Annotated in this window: 14 protein-coding genes; 5 read left to right on the plus strand and 9 right to left on the minus strand. The window is 72.3% G+C overall.

The window, feature by feature from the left end; genetic code table 11:
- Window positions 1–12: 12 nt before the first annotated feature.
- Together AC07FT_RS08935 and AC07FT_RS08940 are read right to left on the minus strand one after the other, a co-directional pair.
- Window positions 13–321: an AzlD domain-containing protein gene (locus AC07FT_RS08935; RefSeq protein WP_471198387.1), complete on the minus strand. Its 309-nt coding sequence runs from the start codon at window positions 319–321 to the stop codon at window positions 13–15.
- A complete protein-coding gene (locus AC07FT_RS08940; protein WP_479175168.1) occupies window positions 318–986 on the minus strand; it encodes an AzlC family ABC transporter permease in 669 nt (222 codons plus the stop codon). Before AC07FT_RS08940 ends, AC07FT_RS08935 begins: the two co-directional genes overlap by 4 nt.
- 66 nt (window positions 987–1052) lie before the next feature.
- Here AC07FT_RS08940 and AC07FT_RS08945 point away from each other — a divergent pair, with 66 nt between their 5' ends.
- Entirely contained in the window at window positions 1053–1622 is a 570-nt protein-coding gene (locus AC07FT_RS08945; RefSeq protein ID WP_471198381.1) for a helix-turn-helix domain-containing protein, read from the plus strand.
- A gap of 39 nt (window positions 1623–1661) precedes the next feature.
- Here AC07FT_RS08945 and AC07FT_RS08950 read toward each other — a convergent pair whose 3' ends face one another.
- Window positions 1662–2438 carry an FHA domain-containing protein gene (locus AC07FT_RS08950; protein WP_479175170.1) on the minus strand — a complete coding sequence of 259 codons (777 nt, stop codon included), beginning with the start codon at window positions 2436–2438 and terminating at the stop codon, window positions 1662–1664.
- Between the two features lie 35 nt (window positions 2439–2473).
- Window positions 2474–4348: a serine/threonine-protein kinase gene (locus AC07FT_RS08955; RefSeq protein WP_479175172.1), complete on the minus strand. Its 1875-nt coding sequence runs from the start codon at window positions 4346–4348 to the stop codon at window positions 2474–2476.
- Between the two features lie 360 nt (window positions 4349–4708).
- On the opposite strand from AC07FT_RS08955, the gene AC07FT_RS08960 reads away from it, so the two are divergent.
- The gene (locus AC07FT_RS08960; protein WP_471198372.1) at window positions 4709–7240 is read left to right on the plus strand and encodes an ATP-dependent Clp protease ATP-binding subunit; all 2532 of its coding nucleotides are present in this window, start codon (window positions 4709–4711) and stop codon (window positions 7238–7240) included.
- Window positions 7241–7286: 46 nt separating this feature from the next.
- Here the strand turns inward: AC07FT_RS08960 and AC07FT_RS08965 are convergent, their stop codons facing one another.
- Entirely contained in the window at window positions 7287–8456 is a 1170-nt protein-coding gene (locus AC07FT_RS08965; protein WP_471198369.1) for a CapA family protein, read from the minus strand.
- A gap of 302 nt (window positions 8457–8758) precedes the next feature.
- Between AC07FT_RS08965 and AC07FT_RS08970 the strand changes: the two genes are divergently transcribed.
- On the plus strand, window positions 8759–9622 hold the full coding sequence (locus tag AC07FT_RS08970; protein WP_479175174.1) for a class I SAM-dependent methyltransferase: 864 nt from the start codon (window positions 8759–8761) through the stop codon (window positions 9620–9622).
- Window positions 9623–9784: 162 nt separating this feature from the next.
- Here AC07FT_RS08970 and AC07FT_RS08975 read toward each other — a convergent pair whose 3' ends face one another.
- From AC07FT_RS08975 to AC07FT_RS08990, 4 genes are all read right to left on the minus strand, one after another.
- Window positions 9785–11686 (minus strand): Xaa-Pro dipeptidyl-peptidase, encoded by a 1902-nt coding sequence (locus tag AC07FT_RS08975; RefSeq protein ID WP_479175176.1) that lies wholly within the window; start codon window positions 11684–11686, stop codon window positions 9785–9787.
- 132 nt (window positions 11687–11818) lie between these two features.
- A complete protein-coding gene (locus AC07FT_RS08980; RefSeq protein ID WP_471198360.1) occupies window positions 11819–12049 on the minus strand; it encodes a DUF5988 family protein in 231 nt (76 codons plus the stop codon).
- Window positions 12050–12078: 29 nt separating this feature from the next.
- Entirely contained in the window at window positions 12079–12849 is a 771-nt protein-coding gene (locus tag AC07FT_RS08985; RefSeq protein ID WP_471198358.1) for an AfsR/SARP family transcriptional regulator, read from the minus strand.
- Between the two features lie 720 nt (window positions 12850–13569).
- A complete protein-coding gene (locus AC07FT_RS08990; RefSeq protein ID WP_471198355.1) occupies window positions 13570–14382 on the minus strand; it encodes an SAM-dependent methyltransferase in 813 nt (270 codons plus the stop codon).
- Between the two features lie 244 nt (window positions 14383–14626).
- Here AC07FT_RS08990 and AC07FT_RS08995 point away from each other — a divergent pair, with 244 nt between their 5' ends.
- The gene (locus AC07FT_RS08995; RefSeq protein ID WP_479175179.1) at window positions 14627–21970 is read left to right on the plus strand and encodes a type I polyketide synthase; all 7344 of its coding nucleotides are present in this window, start codon (window positions 14627–14629) and stop codon (window positions 21968–21970) included.
- A 41-nt stretch (window positions 21971–22011) separates the two neighbouring features.
- Window positions 22012–26822, plus strand: a 4811-nt coding sequence (locus tag AC07FT_RS09000; RefSeq protein WP_479175181.1) for a beta-ketoacyl synthase N-terminal-like domain-containing protein, incomplete at its 3' end; no start/stop codon positions are given.

The following is a 26822-nucleotide window of genomic DNA, read 5'->3' on the forward strand; positions in this document are numbered from 1 at the left end:
GCCGGAGCACCGTCACGGGACCCCGGCCAGGCGCAGCAGCGCGGTGGTGAGGGCCGCCGCGGCCACGATCACCATGAACGGGGCCCTTCGCCACGCCAGTACGGCCGCCGTCAGCACACCCGCCGGCCGGGCCCAGCCCGCGAAGCCCTGCCCCTGGGTCAGGGCCGCAGTGGCCAGCAGGGCGACCAGCAGAACAGCGGCGCCGACCCCGAGGAGCCGCCGCACTTCCGCGGAGGGCTGGAAGCGGCCGTGCAGCAGCGGACCGGCCAGCCGGAAGGCGTAGGTCCCCACGGCCAGCAGCGCGACGGCGACGAGGATCATGACGGCCTCCCTGCGGTGAGCACTCCGGCGAGGGCGAGCAGCACCGGCAGCCCCGGGGGCAGGAACGGTGTGGCGGCCAGCGCCACGGCGGCGCCGATGACCGCGGCGCGACGGGTGCCGGGATCCCGGAGGGCGGGCAGGGTGAGGGCGAGCAGTACGGCCGGATACGCGGCGTCGAGGCCCAGCGCGCCGGGATCGCCCAGCGCGGTCCCGACGAGGGCCCCGGCCGGCACACCGAGGTTCCAGGTGATGAAGAGGGCCGACCCGGAGAGCCGGAACGTGGCCCGGCGGCGCGCCGGATCGTCCTCGGCGAGGGCGAAGGCGGCCGATTCGTCGGTGATCAGATGCGCGCCGAGCATCCGGGCGGCGCGGCCGGAGCCGAGGGAATCGGTGAGGGCCAGGCTGAACGGCACCGTGCGGGTGTTGAGCAGCAGCCCGGTGGCCGCCGCCGCGAGGGGACTGCCGCCCGCCAGCAGTACGCCGACCGCGCTGAACTGCGCGGCGCCCGCGAAGACCACGAGTGACATCACCACGGGCAGCCACACGGGCAGGCCCCCGGCGACCGCGATGGCACCGAAGGAGGCGCCGATGACGCCGTCGGCGAGACAGACCATGGCCACGTCCCGCAGGAGACGGGGAGCGTATGTTCGGTATAGCGAACGCATGTTTTCTACAATGGACACGTGGGAAGATGTTCGTCAAGGCGAACGAATGTACTTCTGGAGAGAACGATGACTGATGGTGCCTCCCCGCCCCGCCTGCCCCTGGACCGGATCGCCGCGTCACTGCGCCGCGAGCGCACCCGGGCCGGGATCTCCCTCTCCGAGCTGGCCAAACGCGCCGGGATCGCGAAGTCCACGCTGTCCCAGCTCGAAGCGGGGAGCGGCAATCCCAGCGTGGAGACCCTGTGGGCGCTCGGTGTGGCGCTCGATGTGCCGTTCAGCGCCCTGGTCGATCCGCCGCGCCCCGCCGTCCAGCTGATCCGCGCGGGCGAGGGCCCTTCCGTGCCCTCCGAACGGGCCGACTACCGCGCCACCCTGCTCTCCGCGAGCCCGCCGGGCGCCCGGCGGGATGTGTACTTCGTGCGGGTGGAGCCGGGGTCCGCGCGGGAGTCCGACCCTCATATGCCGGGCACCGTCGAGCATCTGATCGTCGGGACCGGCCGGGTGCTGGCCGGGCCGGAGGACGAGCCGGTGGAGCTCGCGGCCGGGGACTACCTGTCGTACCCGGGCGATGTGCCGCACCTCTGCCGGGCCCTGGAGCCGGGCACCACCTGCGTCATGATCATGCAGCACCTGTGAGCGCCGGCCGGTGCCGTGGCGGTGCGCTCGGACGGCGGCTCAGCCGGGGGATCCGTCCTCGATCAGCTCCAGGTCCGGCGGTACCAGCGTCGTGGAGTCCACCAGCCCCCTGAGCAGGTTGTGCAGGAGGGTGTGATCGCTCGGATCGGTGCCCTCCCGCTCCCGCACCACCGGATGGGGGAAGTCGCCGCCCTTGGACAGCCGGTGGCGTACCGCCTCCACCTTGTGCTCGATCCGGCGCCTGGACCACTTCTCGGCCGGGCGCACACAGGCGAGTTCGGCCGCCGCCTCCCGATACGACAGGGGACGCGGCTCCGCCTCGTAGAGCAGGTAGCGCTGCCCCAGCACCACCAGGACCAGCCGCTCGTCCTCCTCCAGCGGCCATCGCCTGGGAGGCACGGTGATGGCGGCGTGACGGGCCACCATGCCCTCGTCGCCGTGGTCGGTCACATACAACTCGACCAGGTGTTCCCGGGGTCCCGAACCCCGTACGAACAGAGGGGTGTACCCGGTGGCGAGCGGGTAGGGCTCGGTACCGGTGTGCATCATCCGGCCACGGGGCAGCCGCAGCAGCTGCTGTCCGGTGTTCCGCAGCCACCACTGGCGGTCGTGGTAGCTCAGTTCGCCGTGGCGGCGGCTGACCCGCAGGTCGTCCTCGCCGACGCGCAGATCGACCTCCGGTTCACCGCCGCGGCCGAAGCGGATGGTCGCGCCCGCCCGCGGTGCCACCGCGAGACCGCCGGTGAGCGAACGGGCGTGCAGGGTGCCCGGCCGGGAGGGAGTGACACCGTAGGCGAGGCTCCGGGGGTGGTTCATCCTGGCTCTCCTTGGTGATCGGATCCGTGGCGGCGTCAGGCCGGGCGCAGTGCGGCGGCGGCCGAGCGGGTCAGCTGCCGGGCCGTGGCGCACAGTTCGTCCGGGGCGGACTCCCCGGCCACCACCAGGTGGAGCGTCTCGACCGCCTTCTCGCCGTTCTCGTCCACGTAGGAGCGGTACACCAGCCGGGCCAGACAGGTTCCGTCGCCGTCCCCCTCCGGTTCGACGAACCCGTGGTAGCCGCTGAACAGCGCCGGGGTGCCGTCCTCGCCGTCCAGTGGCCGGCCGCGGTCGAACCGCAGGTCCACCGAGAGGTCCCGGGTGCTGCTGGACCAGTCGCAGTCCCACCCCGCGTACCCGACGTCCGGATCGTCCGCGTCGATACCGGGGACGACCTCCAGGGCGCCGGGATCCAGCAGCTCACAGGCGTGCTTCCGGGCCAGCGAGGTGGCGGGGAACTCCGGTGAACGACGGGCGATCTCTCCCCGGCCGAGCGTCGCCACCGCGCTGTCGGTGGCCGTGTCGGCGATGGCGCACAGCGGCGCACGGCCGGACTCGACCTGTTTCGCGGCCACCCGTACGAAGGAGTCGTCCTCCCCGGCGACGACCAGTGTCCGTTCACAGGTCTCGCCATCGGGCCGGTCCTTGATGATCCTGACGTTCCCGACCGATGTCACCGATCCGGTCAGCTCGGGCGGCGGCCCGTGGTCGAAGTCCACGGTCGCGTCCACGACGCCCTTCCCGTCCGACGTCACCAGCACGTCGCAGCGGTCGAAGTTGCCGTAGTCCCGGTCGAGTTCGGTGTCCCCGTAGCGGCGCAGCGCCGGGGCGTCGGTCAGCGCGCAGGGATCGGCCGTGGCCGGGTTGCCGAACACCGGCCCGCTCCTCCGGTGCTCATCCGCCCGGCCGCCCGAGGTGAACGGATTGAGCGGGGTGAGGGGAAGGACGACCGCGAGCGCCACCGTGGCCGCGCCGACGACGGTGAGCCGGGGGTGCTGCCGGACGAGCCTGATCAGCCGGCCGCCCCCGTGGTCGTCGCCCCTGTGGTCGTCGACTCCGTGCTCGTCGGCCGCGTCGGTGGCCGGGAGGGTGGTGCCGGCGCGGAGGTCGGCCAGGCCGGGCAGGGTGTCGATGTCCCCGGCGGCGTCCTCCAGCAGGGCGCGGACCTCGTCGGCGCCGGGCCGTCCGGCCGGATCGGCGCACAGCATCGCCGGGAGCACCGCGCCCAACGGGCCCAGTCCGCCGTCCGGTTCGGGGGCCCCGGCGCCGCCGTCCGCGGACTCCGGCAGGGTCACGGTGCTCTGCGCTCCGGCTCGCGGATCACTGCCGTCGCGGCCGGGAGGGCTTCCGGTGACCAGTGCGTACAGCGTGGCGCCCAGCGAGAACACATCGGACACGGGTTCGGGCCGGCCCCGTACGACCTCGGGCGCGGCATAGGCGGGGGTGTAGCCGACGGCGGTGTTCGGGGTGATGGACGTCCGGTCACCATGCCGGTAGGCGGTGCCGAAGTCGGTCAGCTTGGCCGAGCCGCCCTCGGTGACCACGATGTTCCCCGGCTTGATGTCGCAGTGCACGATGCCCTCGCGATGCAGGGCGGCGAGCGCGTCCGCGATCTGCGCGCCGACACGGGCGGCGAGCTCGGGCGGCACCGGCGGCCACGTGTCCAGGCTCCCGCCGCGTACGAATTCCAGCACCAGCCACGAGGTGGAGCGATTGCGCCTGCCCGCGCGGACCGCGTCGTACAAGGTGACGACATGCGGATGACTGAACCGCGCCAGCGCCCGGGCCTCGGCCCGTAACCGGTCGAAGGCGAGGGCGCCGCCGTCCTCGAGCACGGTGCGCTTGAGCACCACCCGGCGGCCCAACTCCTTGTCGTACGCGGGCCAGACCTCGCCCATCCCGCCGCGCATGGGTTGCTTCCCGAGCCGGTACCGCCCGCCGACTTCCTCCCCTGAGCGCACCGTGACTCCCCCTCACCCATGGTCGGATTCCCGCTGCGGACAGCGCGCGGACCGAACCTAGTGCGTGAGGGGAGCGGGGGTCCGGCGCTTACGCACGGTGCAACCCTGATTCACACTCCGCTCACATCGTCGCCATGTGTGCGGAGATCATGGGCAGAGCGCGACGGACTCGCCTCGTCCATCATGCCCACGACAGATTCCTCCACGCGCGGCGGATACGCGACCCCGAGGGCGGCGCGGCTCCCTCGGTGCGGCCACGGTGCACCCGGACAGCGGGTCAGAGACGGCAATCACCCGTAAAGTGGTGATATGGGCAGCGGCAACGACGGCCCTGATGACTTCGGGCCAGACCCCTTGGGCGATTTCCTCGCGCGCTTCCTCGGAACCGGGCCGGCCGGGCAACGGGCCGACTCGCGCCATGTCGACTTCGGCCGGCTGATGAGCGAGACGGCGCGCAACCTGGTCTCCTCCGCCGCGTCATACGCGGCCGAGCACGGCAGTACCGACCTGGACACCGAGCATCTGCTGCGGGCGGCCCTCCTCGCCGAGCCCACCCGCACGATGGTCTCCCGCGCCGGAGCCGACCCCGACCGGCTCGCCGAGGAGATCGACCGGGAGGCGGGGGAGGGGCCACCGCGCAACTCGGTCGCCGTCACCCCCGCCGTCAAGCGGGCGCTGCTCGACGCGCACGAGGTGGCCCGCTCCCGGGGGTCCTCGTACATCGGCCCCGAACACGTGCTGATCGCGCTGGCCGGCAACCGGGACTCCACCGCGGGCCAGATCCTCAACGCCGCCCGCTTCGAACCCCGGCCCGGCCCCCAGGGCGGTCTCGCGGCCGGAGCGGGTCCGGCGGACCAGCGGCCCGTCCTGGACCGCCGGGCCAACACCCCCACCCTCGACCGGTTCGGCCGCGATCTGACCGAGATGGCCCGCGAGGGCCGTATCGACCCGGTGATCGGCCGGGACGAGGAGATCGACCAGAGCATCGAGGTGCTCGCCCGCCGGGGCAAGAACAACCCCGTGCTCATCGGCGAGGCCGGGGTCGGCAAGACCGCCGTCGTGGAGGGGCTGGCCCAGCGGATCGCCGACGCCGACGTACCGGACATCCTGCTCGGCCGCCGGGTCATCCAGCTCGACTTCGCGGGCATCGTGGCGGGCACCCGCTTCCGCGGTGACTTCGAACAACGGCTCACCGGCATCATCGACGAGATCCGCGCCAACTCCGACGAGTTGATCATCTTCATCGATGAGCTGCACACCGTCGTGGGCGCGGGAGGGGGCTCCGAGGGCGGCTCGATGGATGCCAGCAACCTCCTGAAGCCCGCGCTCGCCCGCGGTGAACTCCACGTCATGGGCGCGAGCACACTCCAGGAGTACCGCCAGTACATCGAGAAGGACGCCGCGCTCGCCCGCCGCTTCCAGCCCATCATGGTCCCCGAGCCCACCACCGCCTCCGCCGTGTCGATCCTGCACGGGCTGCGCGACCGCTACGAAGCCCACCACCAGGTCCGCTACACCGACGAGGCGCTGTTCGCGGCCGTCGAACTCGCCGACCGCTATCTCACCGACCGCTTCCTGCCCGACAAGGCCATCGACCTGATGGACCAGGCGGGAGCCCGGGTCCGGCTGCGCTCCAGCGCCCGGGGCACCGATCTGCGCGCCCTGGAGCGCGAGGTCGAGCAGCTCACCCGGGACAAGGACCAGGCCGTCGCCTCCGAGCAGTACGAACGTGCCACCTCGCTGCGCGACCGGATCGCCGAGCTGGGCGCCCGGATCACCGAAGGCTCCGGCACCCAGTTCCACGGCACCCGTGTCGCCGAGGTGACCGTCGAGGACGTCGCGGACATCGTCTCCCGGCAGACCGGGATCCCCGTCAGCAGCCTCACCCAGGAAGAGCGGGACCGGCTGCTCGGCCTGGAGGAACACCTCCACCAGCGGGTCATCGGCCAGGAAGAGGCGGTCTCCGCCGTGGCCGACGCCGTCCTGCGCTCCCGCGCCGGTCTCGCCGACCCCGACCGGCCCAGCGGCAGCTTCCTCTTCCTCGGCCCCACCGGCGTCGGCAAGACCGAACTCGCCCGTGCCCTGGCCGAGGCGCTCTTCGGCAGCGAGGACCGGATGGTCCGCCTCGATATGAGCGAGTACCAGGAGAAGCACACCGTCAGCCGTCTCATCGGCGCCCCGCCCGGCTATGTGGGCCACGACGAGGCGGGACAGCTGACCGAGGCGGTACGCCGCCAGCCCTACTCCCTGGTACTGCTGGACGAGGTGGAGAAGGCGGACCCGGACGTGTTCAACATCCTGCTCCAGGTCCTCGACGACGGCAGGCTCACCGACGCCCAGGGCCGCACCGTGGACTTCAAGAACACCGTCATCGTGATGACCAGCAACCTCGGCTCCGAGGCCATCACCGGCCGCGGCGCCGTCCTCGGCTTCGGCGGCGGGGACGAGGAGGCCGACGAGGACGCCCGCAGGGAGCGGGTGCTGCGGCCGCTGCGCGAACACTTCCGCCCCGAGTTCCTGAACCGCGTCGACGAGACCGTCATCTTCCGCCGTCTCGCCGATGAGCAGCTGCGCCAGATCACCGATGTGCTGCTGGAGGAGACCCGGCGCAGGCTGCGCGCCCAGGACGTCCCCGTCGACTTCACCCCGGCGGCCGTGGACTGGCTCGCCCAGCGCGGACACCAGCCGGAGTACGGCGCCCGGCCGCTGCGCCGCACGATCCAGCGCGAGGTCGACAACCCGCTCTCACGGATGCTGCTCGGCGGCACCCTGCGCCCGCACAGCCGGGTCGAAGTGGATGTGGAGGACGGCAAGTTGGCGTTCCACACCCAGGGCGGCTGAGGCCGTCGACGGTGACGGACCCCGGCCGCCGGGTGTCAGCGGCGGCTCAACGGCCCATGGCGAGCCCGTCCTTCTTGGCGCCCCGGCTGAGCACCGCCTCCTGGATGGTGCTCAGCGCGCTGGTCCAGCCGCCGTTGCCCGGGCTCCTCTCCAGCGCGCGGGGCAGGTTCACCAGTGAGATCGGGTCGTTGTCCACCGCGTGCGGGATGTACTCCGCCTTCTTCACCCGCCACGCCTTGCCCTCACCGGCGGGCGGGGAGAAGGTGAAACGGGCCGCCGAGCCCATCTGGCCGCGCTTGTCGCCCATCACGCCCGCGATCTGGTCCCCCATGCCGTACACCACCCAGGTGCCGTTCACCTTCTCGTACGCCTGCGGGATATGGGCGTGGGTTCCGAGGATGAGGTCGATGTCCCGGCGCCCGCCGTCGGTGGACGCGGTGAGCTTCTTGGCCAGCGAGAGCTGGAGCTTGTCCGGCGCCTGCTGCCACTCGGTGCCCCAGTGCACACTGACCACGACCACATCGGCACCGGCCCGTCGGGCGGCCCGCGCGTCCCTGATGATCCGCTTGGGGTCGATGACGTTCACCAGCCACGGCTTGCCGTCCGGTACCGGGATGCCGTTGGTGCCGTAGGTGTACGCGAGCTGCGCCACCTTGGCGCCGCCCGCCTCCATCAGGGCCGGGCGGTGGCTCTCGGTGGCCGAGCGCGCCGATCCGGCGTGCTTGAGCCCCGCGCGGTCCATCGCGTCGAGGGTGCGCACCACACCGTCCGTTCCGGCGTCCAGGGTGTGGTTGGACGCGGTGGAGCAGGAGTCGTAGCCGAGCTTCTTGACGGCCGCGGCGAGTTGGGGCGGGGTCTTGAAGGTGGGATAGCCGGTGTACGGGCCCTCGTCGGCGCCGTAGACCGTCTCCATATGGCAGATCGCCAGATCGGCCCGGGCGACGATGGGGGCCGCCGCGGCGATCATGCGCCGGAAGTCATAGCCCGTGCCGCCCGCGTCCGCCTTGGCCTGACGGATGACCGAGTCATGGACCAGCAGATCACCGGTGGCCACCAGAGTGAAGTCCTTGACGGGCTCCCCCTGCGCGGCCGCGGCCGACTTCGAGGGCTTCTCCTCGGCTTCCGGGGCGTCGGACGTGCCGCCGCCGCACGCGGTGACGGTGCCGAACAGCGCGACGGCGAGGATCGCCGTCCGATGGCGTCGGTGAGAGGACACGGTTCGCTCCGCACTCGTATGGGGGTATATCGGTAGGATTGTCATATTTATACGCGCGGAGGGAGGAGTCCTTGCGGAACGGTGCGGAGCTTCACCGGATCGGCGGACCAGAAGCACTCGACCGACCAGGGGCCGACGGCGGCCGCGCGAGGGTGGACCAGCGGTGGCGGGTGATGTTCCGGCCACCTTCTGGCCGGAACGAACCACCCCTATTTCCAGGCCCTTTGATGGTGCGCCGCACGCCCGGCTGAGATCATGGCGGTGCGGTCCCACCGTCGGGGGGCCCGGGGGAGGACGCGCCCATGCAGGTCGGCAGGCCCAGCAGCACCGCCCGTGCCGCCGCTGCGCTCCGCGCGGCCCATCAGGAGCTGGAAGGGGGCCGGGTGTTCCCGGACCCGCTGGCCCTGCCCATCCTCGGCGCCGACACCGGTGACCCGGTGGTCGAGGCGGCCTTCCGGCCCGAGCGGGAGGACGTCCGGCTGACGGTGGCCTCCCGTGCCCGTTTCGCCGAGGACGCGGTCGGCGCGGCCGTGGCGCGCGGGGTACGGCAGTGCGTGGTGCTGGGCGCGGGCCTGGACACCTTCGGCTGCCGAAATCCGTGGGGCTCCGCGGGTCTGCGGGTGTTCGAGGTGGACCATCCCGCGACCCAGGAGTGGAAACGGCACCGGCTGGCCGAGTCCGGGATCGCCGTACCCCCGTCCCTGACCTTCGCGCCGGTCGACTTCGAGCGGTCGGAACCGGCCGACGGACTGCGCGCGGTGGGCTTCGACCAGGGGCGTCCGGCGTTCTTCCTCTGGCTGGGCGTGGTGCCCTATCTGACCCGCGCGGCCGTCTTCGTCACCCTCGGTTTCATCGCGGGGCTGCCCAGCGGATCCGGAGTGGTCTTCGACTACGGAGAGCCACCGGAGTCACTGCCGCCGGAGCAGCGTGCCGTCCACGCGGCACGCGCCGACTGGGCGGCCCGGGCCGGCGAGCCGTTCCTCAGCCACTTCGCACCGGAGGAGCTGGGGGCGGCCCTCCGTGACCTGGGCTTCTCAACGGTCGAGGACATCCGCTACGGCGATCTCGCCGCCCGCTACACCGAGAGGGCCGGGCCGGGCGCGGCCGGGGCGCCGCCGGACCTGGGCGCCCATGTGGTGCACACCTGGAGGGGCGCGGTCCGGTGAGACCCCAGCCCGGCTCGAACCCCGGCCTCCATGAGGAGAGGGACCCGCCATTCGCCACGCAGTCGTCGCAGGGGGAGGCCCGAGCCCGCTCGGGCTCGGGCCTCATCGGCATGGTCCTTTGCGTCTTCTCGAGGTGCGTCCCTTCGGGGTGCGTCCCCTCGGTCAACGCCGCTTCGCGGTGAGCGCGTTGGCGCCGCTCGTCGTGGTCACCGGTACGGTGATCCGGCTGGCGCCCAGGTCCACCGTCACCTTGGCCGCGGTCGGGTCCTCGAAGTAGAGGAAGTCGGCGTCGGTGCCGCCGATGACCAGCCCCAGCCGGTGCCCCGGCTTGAGGCGGTAGTCGTTCGGCAGGGTCCGCCAGGTGATCCGGGCGTACTCCCCGGGGGTCATCGGCTCAGCAGTGCCGGCCGAGTGGCGGTTCTGCGCGTCCATCCAGCCACGGGCGATCACCTCGAACGGCTTGGTGGCCGTCACCGAGGCGGTCTTCCGGTAGCAGGCGTCGTCCTGGGCGGTGCTCTCGCCGTGGCAGGACTCCTCGGAGAGCCCCCGCAGACCGTCGTGGATCCCGTTCTGCGGGTCGTTCCGCGCCCAGTCGATCCGTTCGTCCTCGCCGTAGTCGACCAGCAGGGCGGTGAGGTTCGACGTCGGCTTGTCCAGGGAGACCCGCAGGTCCACGGTGGGCGTGCCGGACAGCCGTACCGTATTCGGCAACGGCGGGGTGACGAACGCCAGCCGCCCGGGCCGCGCCGTCGAGGGGTCGGCACTCAGCTCGGCCTCGCTGAGCTTGAGGTCCGTGAAGGACCCGGTGCCCTGGGCAGCCCGGGGCGACAGGGAGCCGTCGGACGCGGGCCGCAGCGACACCGAGGAGGTGTGTGCGGGCCAGTCGGCCTGTGTGGTCCAGCTCTCCGGCCCCGTCTGGAGGTCGACCCGGGGCTCGTCCATGATCCCGTTCTGGAGACCGTAGAGCCAGTGGTCGAACCAGCGGTGCACGGTGGACACCCACTGAGCCCGCCGTCCGGGCCAGTCGAAGGGATCGGTGTGCCCGTAGCGTCCGAGCCACAGCTTGCGCGGCACATCGCGCTGTGCCAGCGGCGCCCACCAGTTGGCGAACTGGTCGATGCGCACGTTGTAGTCGTTGACATCGTGGACCGCGAACACACTGGCACGGACCTTGCCCGCCTCGGGCGCGGGGGGCGCCAGGTAGTTGCGCTCGTGCCAGTAGGCGTTGTAATTGCCGGTGGCGTCGTCCTCACCGGCGGCGAGCGCGTCGCGGACCGCCTGGCACTTGGTGTCGGGGTCGGAGTCCAGCTCACCGGCCAGCCAGGGGCCGAAGCCGTTCCAGTGCTTGGCGCCGTTGTGACGGGCGAAGTCGTACCATGAACTGATCGCCGATATCGGGACGATGGTCTCCAGGCCCTCCACTCCGGTCCCGGCCACCGCGTTGGCGAGGGTGCCCTCGAAGGAGTGGCCGATCATCCCGGCCTTGCCGGTGGACCAGGTGGCCTTGACCTCGCTGCCATCCGCCCGGTACGCCTTCGCGCGTCCGCCGAGCCAGTCCACGGCCGACTTCGCCGCCGCCACGTCGGAGGGTCCGCCGACCGTCGGGCACCCGTCCGATCTGCCCGTTCCGGTGGAGTCGACATCCACGACGGCGTAGCCGCGCGGTACGAAGTAGTTGTCGTAGAACAGCGGGAAGTCCACCGGGTTGCCCTGGGTGTCCCAGGACTTCTTCTCCGCCTCGAAACCACGCCCGACGGTGTCGCTGTAGGGGCTGGCCATCATGATGGTCGGCACCTTGAGTCCCCGCTCCGTCTCCCTGGGGCGGATGATGTCGACGGCGGCCCGGTCCTTGTGCCCGTCCCCGTCGCTGTCGACGGGGGTCTGGACCATGATGTGCTCGCGGACGGCGTCCTGGTAGGAGAAGACCGGCTGGGTGCGGCCGTTGGCCACGCCGGCCGACGGTGCGGCCGGGGTGCGGGCCGCCGCCGGGACGGCGGGCAGGGTGGCGAGGGACGTCGCCACCGCGAGCGCGATCACGACCCCGCGCCATCGTGGGGTGAGCACGCGGACCTCCTGGTCGCTGGGAACGTCGACTGGCCGGCGGGAAGCCGACGGATGTCGCTGGGACGTACGGGCGGACACCAGCGGTCCGGCCCGGGGACAGTCACCGACGGCTGTCCCCGGGCCGGAGGGGTGCTATTCCGCGATCTTCGTCCGCCCGGTCCAGCGGAAGGTCGCGGGGCTGAAGTCATCCGCGCCGCCGACGAGTTCGAAGTGCTCGTACCCATCACGGTGCTGGATCTTGAGTCTTCCGGAGTCGAGGGTCGACCGCACGGCCTGGTGAGCCCGTGGCAGGTCGTCCGGACCGCCCTCGAGCAGGATGTCGACCTCGGTTGCGCCGGTCAGGAAACCGATCTGTTCATTCATACATCCCCCTTTGTCCGTCCGCCGGTTGCCTACGCGGGGACCTGCAGTTCAAGCCGGTCATCCGAGGTGAGGATGGCCCGCTGCATGTCCTGGAGGGCCCGGCAGGGCTCCAGCCCGAGTTCTTCGTTGAGTGTCTTGCGCGCGGCCTGGTAGACGTGCAGGGCATCCGCCCGGCGGCCGCAGCGGTAGAGCGCGAGCATCAACTGGCGGTGCAGCGCTTCCCGCAAGGGGTGCTCGGTGGTCAGCTGGTAGAGATCGCTGACCAGTTCGCGGTGGCGGCCGAGCATAAGCCGGGAATCCGTCAGCATCTCGACGCACTCCAGACGGGCCTCTTTCAACCAGGTCTGAAATCCCTCGAGGATCGGACCGTGGCAAACGTCGTCCAGCAGCGGGTCACGCCAGAGGTCGAGTGCGGATTCGAAGCTGGTGGTCGCCTGCTTGTAGCGGCCGTCCCGGAGGTGGTTCCGGCCCTCGCCCACCAGGCGTTCGAAACAATGGAAGTCGAGTTCGTCGGACCCCAGTTGCAGGACATATCCGGGGGTCCGGGTCTGTACCGGGCTTTCGCTCCGGCAGGGGCGGCGCAGAAACTTGCGAATCTGCGAGACATATACGTGGAGTCCGGCGATGGCCCGCCGCGGCGGGTCCTCTCCCCAGATCTCCGCGATGAGCTGGTCGATCGGAACCACCTGGTCGGCGCGGACCAGAAGGACCGTCAGCAGGACCTCGATCTTTCGGGCCCTGATGGTTAATTTCTTCTCCCCCTCGACCACCCGGAGAGGCCCCATGATCTCATATCGCACAGTACGTCCCATCCCAGTGGCCGACGGGTGCGGTGGGCATGCGGGCGGGGCGGTCTCTGGCGTGCCGTTCCGGCCGCGGACCCGGGCCGCCCGGGCGGTGTGCCGGTCTCCTGGTCCCGGGGCCGCGCAGCCCCGGGGGGGATGGGAAGAAGCGGGAAACCGCCGAGCCGTCCACGTGTGAAAGGTGGTCCCGGTGTGCCTCGTGGCACGGAGACGGACGGTGCCGCCGGACCCACGGAGTCACGTCGTTCGCGACTGCCATTACTCACCCCTCATTTATTGCGGACCTGCCGGTGATGGAGAGAACGGACGAGTCCGATGTGCCACGGCAGGTGCCCCAAAGTCGTCAACGCGTCCTATGACTATCCACCCCGCCTTGAATCCGGATATAAGCATCCTCGAGGCGTCGTCCCCGGTTCGAGACAATACGGGGCTCTCGTTGGCGGGGACAACCGTGCGATACGAGATCTTGACGCCGTTCCGCATGGTCGGTACGGATCGGATTTCTTCTCGAGCATTTCCGGAAGATCGGGGTCCGGATTTCTTGGATCCCACGGTGTTGCGGTCCGCGATGAGAGTACGCGGACCGCAACGGCCGGGACAAGCGCCTTCAACGAGATCTAGGGTTGTCATGACGCTGATGAGGGGTGGGTAATCCCTGACACCAGGGGGGGCGGTACCCCTACCGAACGTTTGGGAAAAACGTCGGATTCCGTGCCTTCAGGGTTTGTGGGCGACCACGATCGCGCATCCGGCGCTGGGCACCGTCGGCAGCGCCGACTTGGCGGCGTCGAGCACTTCCTGGACGCTGACCCCGTGCCGCTGCTCGAACTCCCGGCGGCAGCGGATGATGCCGTCGATCATGCGGTTCGCGGTGTCCTTCGTGTGCTCGGTGACGTCGGTGAGTTCATCGAGCGTCAGCCCCGCGTCGCTGATCAGGCCGGGCCAGTCCGCCAGCTGGGTCAGTGAGGTGACGACCTTCGGATCGTCCTCCGGCCGGTAGCTGCCGTCGCTCGGCGGCGTCACGTCCGTCAGCACCAGCCGCCCTCCCGGCCGCAGCAGCCGGGCCATCTCCCGCAGCGCCGTCGGCCGGTCCATGTGATTGATCGACTCGAATGCGAGTACGGCGTCGAATGACGCATCGTCAAAAGACGTGGCCATGGCATCGGCGTATTGGAATGACACCCGATCGGACAGCTGCTCGATCCGGGCGGATTCGGTCGCCTGTTTGACCTGGAGCTCACTGATCGTGATGCCCACGACATTGGCACCGGTGGCGGTCGCCACCCGCATCGCGGGTTTCCCGATACCGCAGCCGGCATCCAGTACCCGGTCTCCCGGGCCCACTCGCAGTCGTTCGATGAGCAGATCGGTGAAGCGGTCCGTGGCTTCCTCCACCGAACTGGTGTCTGACGGTCCGTCCCAGTAGCCGAAGTGGAAGTTGTCGTCCCACGCCATCTGCAACAGGGGTCCGAGCGCGCTGTAGTAGTCCGACACCGTGCCGTCGGGCGGTACGGATGAGGGGGATGTCATGGGCTCCTCCTGATTCTCGGAAGCTCCGGTCGGCCATCACGGGCCCGGTACGGGCCCACCCGTCAACTCATGATCCGGGGTGCCGTTAACGCGTCTCTAAAGTGACCGGCCGCCCATCTTTTTGGTGTGCCTTTAGACCTGCGCCCCAGGATGGGCGATGTGCTCGCACCGATCATCAATCCGGAGCGGGAGTGCCTCCCATGACCAAGGACACACACCATTTCCCAGCGCCCCGAGCAGTGTGATGGATAGCGCCGCGTCCACCCGGACACCTCAGCCCGCGGAACCCGTCGCCGTGGTGGGCATGGCCTGCCGACTGCCCGGGTCGCCCAGCCCGTCCGCGTTCTGGCGGCTGTTGCGGCAGGGCGGCGACGCCATCACCACGATGCCCGCCGACCGCCGCCGCACCGGCGCCCCCTCTGACGACGGGGCCCCCTCCGACGACGCGGCCACCGCCGGTCAGAGCCGTCAGCGGACGGCCTGGTCCGGTGGATTCCTGGACCGCGTCGACACCTTCGACGCCGGTTTCTTCGGCATTCCGCCGCGCGAAGCGGTGACCATGGACCCCCAGCAGCGGCTGATGCTCGAACTCGCCTGGGAGGTGTTCGAGGACGCCGGAATCCGCCCCGGAGCGATGGAGGGCAGTGCCACCGGTGTGTTCGTGGGCGCCATCTGGGACGAATACGCCACCCTGCTGCGCGGGCACCCCACCGGCGCCCGCCCCCGGCACGCGATGACCGGAGTGCACCGCAGCATCATCGCCAACCGTGTCTCCTACGGGTACGGACTGCGTGGCCCCAGCATCACGGTGGACACCGCACAGTCCTCCGCGCTGGTGGCCGTGCACACCGCATGCGAGAGCCTGCGCCGCCAGGAGTGCACCCTGGCCCTCGCCGGCGGGGTCAACCTCATCCTCACCGAGGACAGCATGGAGGCGGCCGCCGCCCAGTTCGGCGGACTCTCCCCGGACGGCCGCTGCCACACCTTCGACGCCCGGGCCAACGGCTTCGTCCGGGGTGAGGGCGGCGGTGTCGTCCTGCTCAAACCACTCGACGCCGCCCTCCGCGACGGTGACGACATCCACTGCGTCATCCGCTCCGGCGCGGTGAACAACGACGGCTCCACCGACGGTCTCACCGCGCCCAGCCCGCGGGCCCAGGAAGAGGTCATCCGCGCCGCGCACCGGCGGGCGGGTGTCTCGCCCGGGGACGTCCAGTACGTCGAACTCCACGGCACCGGAACCCCCGTGGGCGATCCGGTCGAAGCCACCGCGCTCGGCGCCGCCTTCGGCGGTGCCCGGACCGACGGCACCGCGCTGCGCGTCGGCTCCGCCAAGACCAACATCGGCCACCTCGAGGGCGCCGCCGGAATCGTCGGCCTGCTCAAGACCGCCCTCGCCATCCGTCACCGGCAGCTCCCGCCCAGCCTCCACTACGTCACACCCCATCCGCGCATTCCGCTGGCCGACCTCGGACTGCGGGTCCAGGACACGCTCACCGACTGGCCCCGTCCGGACCGGCCACTGCTCGCCGGGGTCAGCTCCTTCGGCATGGGCGGGACCAACTGCCATCTGGTGCTGGCCGAAGCCCCCGCCTCCGCCGAAGCCCCCGCCCCCGCCACCGCCTTCGCCGAGCCGTCCGGTGCGGCTCCGGGAACCACCGGTCACCACCCCGCCGCCGCTGCGGGGCCCGTGCCGTGGGTGCTCTCCGCCAAGAGCCCCGCGGCCCTGCGCGCCCAGGCCGTACGGCTGCGTGAGCACCTCGCCGCGGACGACCATCCCCGTGCCACACCGGAGGACATCGGGCACGCCCTGGTCACCACCCGGACCGCGTTCCCCCACCGCGCCGTGGTCCTCGGCGATGAGGAGGACGCCGACGCGCTGTCCCGTGGACTGGACGCGCTCGCCCGGGAGACCGAGACCGCGGGGCTCGTCCGGGGCCGGGTGGCCGACGGTGGACTCGCGGTGCTCTTCAGCGGCCAGGGCAGCCAGCGCGCCGCCATGGGCCGGGAGCTGTACACCGCCCATCCCGTCTTCGCCATCGCCCTGGACGACGCGTGCGCCCATCTGGACCCCCATCTGGACCTGCCCCTGCGCGAGGTGATGTTCGACCGCGACACCACGGCGCTGGACCGGACCGCGTACACCCAGCCCGCGCTGTTCGCCATCGAAGTGGCCCTGTACCGGCTGGCCGAGAGCTGGGGACTGCGTCCCGACTGCCTGATGGGACACTCCGTCGGCGAGCTCACCGCCGCCCATGTGGCCGGGGTGCTCTCCCTGCCCGACGCCTGCGCCCTGGTCGCCGCCCGCGGCCGCCTCATGCAGTCGGTCACGGCCCCCGGCGCGATGGCCGCGTGGCAGGCGACGGAGGAGGAGGCCACCGAGGCGCTCGCCGGAGCGGCGGACCGCCTCACCATCGCCGCCGTCAACGGCCCCTCTTCCGTGGTGGTCTCCGGGGACCGCGACGCCGTCCACCGGGCCACCGAAGCCTGGCGGGACCGCGGCCGCAAAGCGCACCGGCTCAAGGTCAGCCACGCCTTCCACTCACCCCATATGGACGCCGTCCTCGACGAACTGCGTCAGGTGGCCGCCGGGCTGACGTTCGCAGCCCCGGCCATCCCCGTCGTCTCCAACGTGACCGGCCGGATCGCCACCGCCGAGCAGCTCGCCTCGCCCGACTACTGGGCGCGGCACGCCCGTGACGCGGTCCGGTTCCTGGACGGTGTGCACACCCTCCGCGACACGGGCGCCACCACCTTCGTCGAACTCGGCCCCGACGGCCTCCTCGCCGCCATGACCCGCGAATGCCTCGCGGACCACCCCGGCACCGCCCCCGGACAGCCCCGCCCCGCCGCCCTCGCCGTGCTGCGCCGCGACCGTTCCGAGCCACGGACCTTCGCCACCGCCCTCGCCCAGGCGTACGTACGGGGCGCCGAGGTGTGCTGGGAGCGGGCCTTCGCCGAACGGCCCCGCCGGCATGTGGCCCTCCCGACCTACGCCTTCCAGCGCGAGCGCCACTGGCCGGACTCCACGGGCGGGGCCGCCCCGGACCTCCCGCCCGCCACCGGGGTGAACGCCGCACGGCCCGGCCCGGGACCGGCCCCGGCGCGCCCCGCGGACCCCCTGGACACCGTCCGTACCCAGGTGGCCGCCGTCCTGGGACATCCCGATCCGCGCGCCGTCGACCCCGGACTCACCTTCAAGGAGCTGGGCTTCGACTCGCTGGCCGCGACCGAACTCGGCGAACGGCTCGCCGACGCCACCGGTCTGCCCCTCACCGCCACCCTCACCTTCGACCACCCGACACCTCTCGCCGTCGCCGCGCATCTGCGCGAAGCCACCGCACCGGCTGCCCCGTCCGCCCCCTCCACCCACCTTCCGTCCACCGCGCACCCCGACGACGATCCCATCGCCGTGGTCGCCATGAGCTGCCGCTACCCGGGCGGTGCCGACACACCGGAGGCGCTGTGGCATCTGGTGTCCGAAGGGGCGGACGCCATCGGGGAGTTCCCCCGCGACCGAGGCTGGGACCTGGCCGCGCTCTTCGACCCCGACCCGGACCGTCCCGGTACCAGCTACGCCCACGAGGGCGGGTTCCTCTACGACGCGGCGCGGTTCGACGCGGAGTTCTTCGGCATCAGCCCGCGCGAGGCGCTCGCTGCCGACCCCCAGCAGCGGCTGCTGCTGGAGACCGCGTGGGAGGCGTTCGAACGGGCCGGGCTGCGCGCCACCGACCTCAAGGCCAGCCCCACCGGGGTGTTCGTCGGGGTGATGCCCCAGGACTACGGCCCGCGGCTGCACGAGGCGCCCAAGGGCCTTGACGGCCATCTGCTCACCGGAGGCACCCCGAGCGTGGTGTCCGGACGGGTGGCCTTCACCTTCGGACTCGAAGGCCCCGCGGTCTCGGTGGACACCGCGTGCTCCTCCTCGCTGGTGGCCCTGCACCTGGCCGCGCAGTCGCTGCGGCGTGGCGACTGTTCGCTCGCCCTGGCCGGAGGGGTCACCGTGATGGCCGCCCCGGGCATGTTCACCGGCTTCTCACGTCAGCGCGGACTCGCCCCGGACGGACGGTGCAAACCCTTCGCCGCGGCGGCCGACGGCACCGGCTGGGCCGAGGGAGCGGGACTGGTCCTGCTGGAACGGCTCTCCGACGCACGGCGTCACGGCCATCCGGTGCTGGCGCTGATCCGGGGCTCCGCGGTCAACCAGGACGGCGCCTCCAACGGGCTCACCGCCCCGAACGGCCCCTCCCAGCAGCGGGTGATCCGCGCCGCCCTGGCCGCCGCCGGACTCGAGCCGTCCGAAGTGGACGCCGTCGAGGCACACGGGACGGGCACCACCCTCGGCGACCCGATCGAGGCCCAGGCGCTGCTGGCCACCTACGGCCGGGACCGGCCCGGGGACCGCCCGCTGTGGCTGGGCTCGTTGAAGTCGAACATCGGCCACACCCAGGCCGCGGCGGGCGTGGCCGGTGTCATCAAGATGGTGATGGCGCTGCGCCACGGAACCCTTCCGGCCTCCCTGCACATCGACGCGCCCAGCCCCCATGTCGCATGGGACAGCGGCGCGGTGCGGCTGCTGACCGAAGCGGTGAGCTGGCCGGACACCGAGCGTGCACGCCGGGCGGCCGTGTCCTCCTTCGGTATCAGCGGTACCAACGCGCATGTGATCGTGGAACAGGCCCCCGATCCCGCACGCCCCGGCGGTGTCACGGTCCCCGAGCCCGCGTGTCCCGACGGTGCCACGGCCGTCGTGCCGGTGCGCGCACCGCACGGTGCGGTGCCGTGGGTGCTGTCCGCGCGGAGCGCGAAGGCCCTGCGCGGCCAGGCCCGCGCGCTGGCCGGCCGGCTGGCCGCCATGCCCGGGATTCCCCCCGCGGACATCGGCTGGTCCCTGACCGGCACCCGTTCGGTGTTCGAGCACCGGGCCGTGCTCGTGGGCGAGGACCGCGACACCCTGTCGGCGGCCCTCGCGGCGCTGGCCGGGGAGGAGAACCACCCCGCCGTGGTGGGACCCGGAGCCGTCCACCCCGGTGCGGGGACCGACTCCGGCGCGGGACCGGTCCTGGTGTTCCCCGGGCAGGGCTCACAGTGGCCGAGGATGGGCGCGGCGCTCCTCGACGGCTCCCCGGTGTTCGCGGAGCGGGTGGCCGAATGCGAGCGGGCGCTGAGCCCCTATGTGGACTGGTCGTTGAGCGATGTGCTGCGCGGCTGCGAGGGCGCAGCCGACCTCGGCCGGGTCGACGTCGTCCAGCCGGTGCTCTGGGCGGCCATGGTGTCCCTCGCCGCCGTATGGGCCGCCCACGGCGTCCGCCCCGCGGCCGTAGTGGGCCACAGCCAGGGCGAGATCGCGGCGGCCGTGGTGGCGGGCGCGCTCTCCCTGGACGACGCCGCCCGTGTCGTGGCCCTGCGCAGCCGGGCGCTGCGGCGCCTCGCGGGCGACGGCGCCATGGCCTCGCTCGGACTCGGCCGGGAACGGGCGGCCGAGCTGCTGCTCCGGCTCGGCGACCGGACGGACACGGTGGTGGTGGCGGCCGTCAACGGACCGGAGTCCCTCGTGGTGTCCGGCCCGCCCGAGCAGGTGGCCGTGGTGGTGGAGGAGTGCCAGAAGGACGGGGAGCGGGCCCGGCTGATCGAGGTGGACTACGCCTCGCACAGCCCCCAGGTCGACCGCATCACCGGTGAACTCACCACGCTGCTGGCCGGGATCGAACCCCTTTCCGCGGGCGCCGACGAGGTGGCGTTCTACTCGACCGTGACCGGCGGCCGGATCGGCGGCCAGGCGCTGGACACCGGATACTGGGTGCGCAACCTCCGGGAGCAGGTGCGGTTCGCGGACACCGTCGAGGCGCTGCTGGTCGCGGGGCACCGGGTGTTCATCGAGGCCAGTACCCATCCGGTGCTCACCATGGGCATGCGCGAGACCTTCGAACAGACCGGGACCGACGCCGCCGCGGTGCCCACCCTGCGCCGTGACCACGGCGATCCGGCGCAGCTCATACGGTCGGTGGCGCAGGCGTTCACCGCCGGGGTCACCGTGGACTGGACGGCCGCGTTCCCGGCCGGCCCGCCGCCGCGCACCGTCGACCTGCCCACCTATGCCTTCCAGCGCGAACGCTACTGGCTCGAGACCACCGGTGGCCGGGGCGGTGATCCGGCCGGTCTCGGACTGACCGCCACAGGACATCCCCAGCTCGGTGCCGCGGTGCGGCTCGCGGACGGCAGCGGCCACGTCCTGACGGGTCGTCTCTCGGCACAGACCCATCCCTGGCTGAGCGACCACACGGTGGCCGGGGTGACCCTGGTGCCCGGGGCCGCGCTCGTGGAGTGGGTGCTACGGGCCGCCGACGAGGTCGGCTGCGGCGAACTGGCCGAACTCACCCTGCGCCGGCCGATGGTCTGGCCCGCGACCGGCGGACTGCGGATCCAGGTGGTCGTGGGTCAGGGCGGTGACGACGGACGCCATGACGTGGCCGTGTACGGCTGCCCCGAGGGCGCGGCGCACCCCGGAGCCCCTGACGCCGAGTGGACGTGCCACGCGGTGGGCCTCCTCGGCCCGCCCGTCCCCGAGGACCCGGAGGCGCAGCTGACCGGCGCCTGGCCGCCGCCGGACGCACGACCGGTGGACACCGACGGGTGCTACCGCCGTCTCGCCGCCGCGGGATACGGCTACGGCCCGGCCTTCCAGGGGCTGCATGCGCTGTGGCGTTCCGGTCATGACCTGTTCGCCGAGGTGGAACTGCCGGAACCCGCCGGGACACCGGAGGAGTTCGGCATTCACCCCGCGCTGCTGGACGCCGTGCTGCATCCGCTGCTGCTGGACACCGACGAGGCGCACCGGGAACAGGTGTGGCTGCCGTTCGCCTACGGCGGTGTGTCGCTGTGGGCGGCCGGAGCGACCACCGTACGGGTACGGCTCACCGTGCCACCGCCCGGTCCGGACGGCGGCCGGGAGCTGCGCGTGGTGGTCGCCGACGCCGTGGGGGCGCCGGTGCTGAGCGTCGAGGCGCTGGCGATCCGCCCGGCCGGGCCGAGCCTGCTGAACCCCACGGACCCGCACACCCCATCCGCGCGTCCCACGGCCACCGCCGACGGCGGCCCGAACGTGCGGCGGCGTACCGCGGCAGCCACCGGTGCCCCGACCGTCGACTGGGCCGCCCGGCTGGCGGAGCTGTCCGCGGCGGACCGGTACCGGCAGGTCCTCCAGCTGGTCCGAGACCACGCCGCCACCGTGCTGGGGCACTCCGACGCCGGGGCCGTGCATCCCGAGGCCAGCTTCAAGGAGCTGGGTTTCGAATCCCTCACCGCCGTGGAACTGCGCGACCGTCTCGCCGCCGCCACCGCGCTGCGGCTGCCCGCGGCGCTCATCTTCCGTCATCCGACCCCGGCGGGGGTGGCGAACCACCTGGTGGGGCGGCTCGCACCCGGGGATACCGGCTCCGCCACGTCCCCCGCCCCGGTGGCCGTACCGGTGCGATCCAGCCCGTCCCACCACCGTTCCGAGGCCGGACCGAGCGCCGCGGAACGGCTGGAGTCCGCGTCCGCGGATCAGGTCCTTGACTTTATCGACAACGAGCTTGGTGTGTCCTGAATGTGCTGGGCGCCACGAACGCTGAAGGCCGGGTGACCCCCATGGCGAACGAAGAGAAACTCGTCGAGTACCTCAAGCGCGTCTCCGCCGATCTGCATGACACGCGGCTGCGGTTGCGCGAGGTGGAGGAGCGTGCGCAGGAGCCGGTGGCCGTGGTGGGCATGGCCTGCCGCTTCCCCGGTGGGGTCACCTCCCCGGAGGAGCTGTGGGACCTGCTCGTCGCGGGGGTCGACGCCATCGGTGACTTCCCCACGGACCGCGGCTGGGACCTCGACGGCCTCTACCACCCCGACCCGGAGCACTACGGGACCAGCTGTGTCCGCCAGGGCGGGTTCATCGCGGCCGACCGGTTCGACGCGGCGTTCTTCGGCATCAGCCCCCGTGAGGCGCTGGCGATGGACCCCCAGCAGCGGCTGGTCCTGGAGTCCGCCTGGGAAGCGCTCGAGCGGGCCGGGATCGACCCCCACTCACTGAAGGGCAGCCGCACCGGTGTCTACGCCGGGGTGTCCAGTCAGGACTATCTGGCCCGTGCGCCCCGGATCCCGGAGGGCTTCGAGGGGTACGCCACCACCGGCAGCCTGACCAGCGTGATCTCCGGCCGGGTCGCGTACACCTTGGGTCTTGAGGGGCCCGCGGTGACCGTGGACACCGCGTGTTCGGCCTCACTGGTGGCCATGCATCTGGGCTGCCAGGCACTCCGGCAGGGCGAGTGCACCCTCGTGCTGGCCGGTGGCGTCACCTCCCTCGCCACCCCCGTGATGTTCACCGAGTTCACCCGGCAGGGAGCACTCGCCCCCGACGGACGCTGCAAGTCCTTCGCCGCCACCGCCGACGGCACCGGCTTCTCCGAGGGCGTCGGCCTGGTCGTGCTGGAACGGCTGTCGGACGCGCTGCGCAACGGCCACCGGGTCCTCGCGCTCATCCGGGGTTCGGCCATCAACCAGGACGGGGCCAGCAACGGGCTCACCGCGCCCAATGACGTCGCCCAGGAGCGCGTCATCGGCCAGGCACTCGCCGGCGCCGGACTGGGGCCCGGCGACGTGGACGCCGTCGAAGCACACGGCACCGGCACCAAACTGGGTGACCCGATCGAGGCCGAGGCGCTGATGGCCACCTACGGCCAGGACCGGCCCGACGACCGCCCGCTGCTGCTCGGCTCGCTCAAGTCCAACATCGGCCACACCCACGCCGCGGCCGGTGTCGCCGGCGTGATCAAGATGGTGATGGCCCTGCGCCACGAGGAGTTGCCCGCCAACCTCCACCTCGACGAGCCCACCCCGCACGTGGACTGGGACGGCAGCGGTATCCGGCTCCTCGACGAACCCCGCGCCTGGCCCGCGCTGGACCGGCCGCGCCGCGCCGCGGTCTCCTCCTTCGGCGTCTCCGGCACCAACGCCCATCTGATCCTGGAGCAGGCCCCGGAGACGGACGAGCCGGTGGCCGCGGGCGAGTGCCCCGGCGAGGTGCTCCCGTGGGTGCTCTCCGCACGGAGCGCCGAGGCGCTGCGGGCCCAGGCGGCGGCGCTGGCCGGGCGGATGGCGGGGGACAGCGGGGCCTCGCCCTCCGAGGTCGGCTGGTCGCTGATCACCACACGTGCGGTGTTCGAGCACCGGGCCGTGGTGGTGGGGCAGGACCGTGCGGAGCTGATGGCCGCGGTGGAGGCGCTGGCGGCGGGCACCGCGCATCCCGGCGCGACGGCTCCCGGAACCGCCGCGACCACGGGCGATGCCGGCCCGGTGCTGGTGTTCCCCGGCCAGGGGTCGCAGTGGGTGGGCATGGGCGCCGGACTGCTGGAGGCGTCGCCGGTGTTCGCGGAGCGGGTGGCCGAGTGCGAACGCGCCCTCGCCCCCTATGTGGACTGGTCACTGACCGAGGTGCTGCGAGGTGCCGACGGCGCCGCGGACCTCGGCCGCGTCGATGTGGTGCAGCCCGTGCTCTGGGCGGTGATGGTGTCACTGGCCGCGGTCTGGGCCGGACACGGTGTACGGCCCGCCGCCGTGGTGGGCCACAGCCAGGGCGAGATCGCCGCCGCGGTGGTGGCGGACGCGCTCTCACTGGACGACGGCGCGCGGATCGTGGCGCTGCGCAGCCAGGCGCTGCGCAAACTGGCCGGAGGCGGGGCGATGGCCTCGCTCGGGATCAGCCGGCAGCGGGCGGGCCGGCTGCTCTCCGGACTGGGAGAGACAGCCGACGGTGTCGGGATCGCGGCCGTCAACGGGCCGTCCTCCACCGTGGTGTCGGGCCCGCCCGAGCGGGTGGCCGCCGTGGTCACCGCATGCCAGGAGAACGGCGACCGGGCCCGGCTGATCGAGGTGGACTACGCCTCGCACAGCCCTCAGGTCGACCGGATCACCGCCGAATTGCACGACCTTCTGAGCGGTATCCGCCCGAAGCCGTCCTCCGGCGTGGCGTTCTACTCCACGGTGACCGGCGGCCGCGCCGACACCACCGTTCTGGACACCGCCTACTGGGTGACCAACCTGCGTGAACGCGTACGCTTCGCCGACGCCGTCGCGGAGCTGCTGGCCGACGGGCACCGGGTGTTCATCGAGGCGAGTACCCATCCGGTGCTGACGGTCGGGATGCAGGAGACATTCGAGGACGCCGACATCCGGGCGGTGACGGTACCGACGCTGCGCCGTGACGAAGGCGGCCCGCGGCAGCTGGCACAGTCGCTGGCACAGGCGTTCACCGCCGGGGTGGAGGTGGACTGGACACCGTTCTTCCCCGCCGACCCGCGTCCCCGTACCGTCGACCTGCCCACCTACGCCTTCCAGCGCCTGCGGTACTGGCTGGACGGGCTCAACGACCGTGGCACCGACCCGGCGGACCTCGGCCTCGTCGCCGCCGGACATCCGTTGCTGAGCGCCTCGCTCGAACTGGCCGACGGCGGCGGTGGATTGCTGACCGGCAGGCTGTCGTCCCAGACGCATGGCTGGCTCGGTGACCATGTCGTCGCGGACACCGTCCTGGTCCCCGGTACGGCCCTGGTCGAGTGGGCCCTGCGCGCGGCCGACGAGGTGGGCGGCGGCGGTGTGGAGGAACTGGCGCTCCAGGTGCCGCTGGTGCTTCCGCCCTCGGGCGGGCTCCGCCTCCAGGTGGCCGTCGGTGAACTGGGTGGCGACGGACGGCGCGGGATACGGATCTACTCGCGTCCCGATGACTCCTCCGGCCCCGACGCCGGGTGGGTGTGTCATGCCGACGGTGTGCTGAGCCCGCCGGACCAGGCACCGGCGCCCGGGGCGGAGCAGGGTGGCGTATGGCCCCCGGCGAGTGCGGAACCCGTCGAACTGGACGACTTCTACGAGCGCGTCGCGGCGTCGGGCTATGCGTACGGGCCCTCCTTCCGGGGCCTGCGCGCGGTGTGGCGCGACGGGGCGGATCTGCTCGCCGAGGTGGAACTGCCGGAGGCGGCCGGGGAGCCGTCGGGATTCGGCGTCCACCCCGCACTGCTCGATGCGGCGCTCCACCCCGTGCTCCTGACCGACCGGCCCGCGGACCATGAGGGAACGGCCGATGGCCGGGTGTGGCTGCCGTTCACCTGGAACGGGGTGTCGCTGTGGGCCGGTGGGGCCACCCGGGCGCGGATCCGGCTGTCACCCGGCGAGTCCGGCGGAGACGGTGAACGGACCGTCGGCGTCAGCGTGGCCGACGCCGTGGGGGCCCCGGTGCTGAGCGCCGACGCGGTGGTGCTGAGGCCGGCCGACCCCGCGCGGCTGGGCAATGCCCGGCCGTCCGGCGAGGACGGGCTGTTCGCCCTGGACTGGACCCCCTTGCCCGTTCCGGCCACCCCGGACGACAGCGGCCCGGCACGCCCCGCCGACTGGGCGGTGCTGGGGACCGGGACACCGATGGTGATGCCCACCGCGGCCCGCCATCCGGATCTGGAGGCACTGGTCCGCGCACTGGAGGACGGCGCGGCCACCCCGGACGCCGTCCTGGCGTACCCGGCGGGGCCCGACGAGAGCGGCGCGAGCGACCTGGCGGCCGGGGGACTGGCCTCCGCGGAGCGGACGCTCGCCCTGCTCCAGGGCTGGCTGGCCGAACCACGGCTGGCCGAGGCCACCTTGGTGGTCGCCACCCGTGGCGCCGTCACCACCGGCATCCTCGCGGGCGAGGCGCCCGCACCCGTGGACGTGGCAGGAGCCGCGCTCTGGGGACTGGTCCGCAGCGCGCAGACGGAGAACCCGGGCCGCTTCCTGCTGCTCGACCTGGACCCGGATGACACCTCCCCCGACGGTGCGCCGGGAGCCAATCTCCTCGCCGGGGGTATGGCACGCGCCCTGGAACTGGACGAGTCACAGCTCGCGTTGCGCGACGGCCGGGTGCTGGTGCCCCGGTTCGTCCGCGCCGCGGGCACTTCCGGCCTCGTCCCCCCGGCGGGAGCCCGGGCGTGGCGCCTGGCGGCCGAGGGCACCGCGACAGTGGACAGCGTCCGCCCGGTGGCCTGCCCGGAGGCGCTGGAGCCCCTGGGCCCGGGACAGGTACGCATCGATGTCCACGCCGCGGGCGTCAACTTCCGCGACGCGCTGATCGTGCTGGGGATGTACCCCGGTGGCGCGGAGTTCGGCGGCAGCGAGGGCGCGGGTGTGGTGCGGGAGGTGGGACCGGGGGTCACCGGTCTCGCCGTCGGCGACCGGGTCATGGGCCTCTTCGAGGGCGCCTTCGGAACGGTGGCCGTCGCGGACGCGCGCACCGTGGTGCCGATTCCGTGTGGGTGGGGTTTTCGGCGGGCGGCTGGGGTGCCGGTGGTGTTTTTGACGGCTTGGTATGGGTTGGTGGAGTTGGGTGGGTTGGGTTCGGGTGAGTCGGTGTTGATTCATGCGGGTGCTGGTGGTGTGGGGATGGCTGC

The organism is Streptomyces sp. NPDC045899 (genome assembly GCF_056431485.1).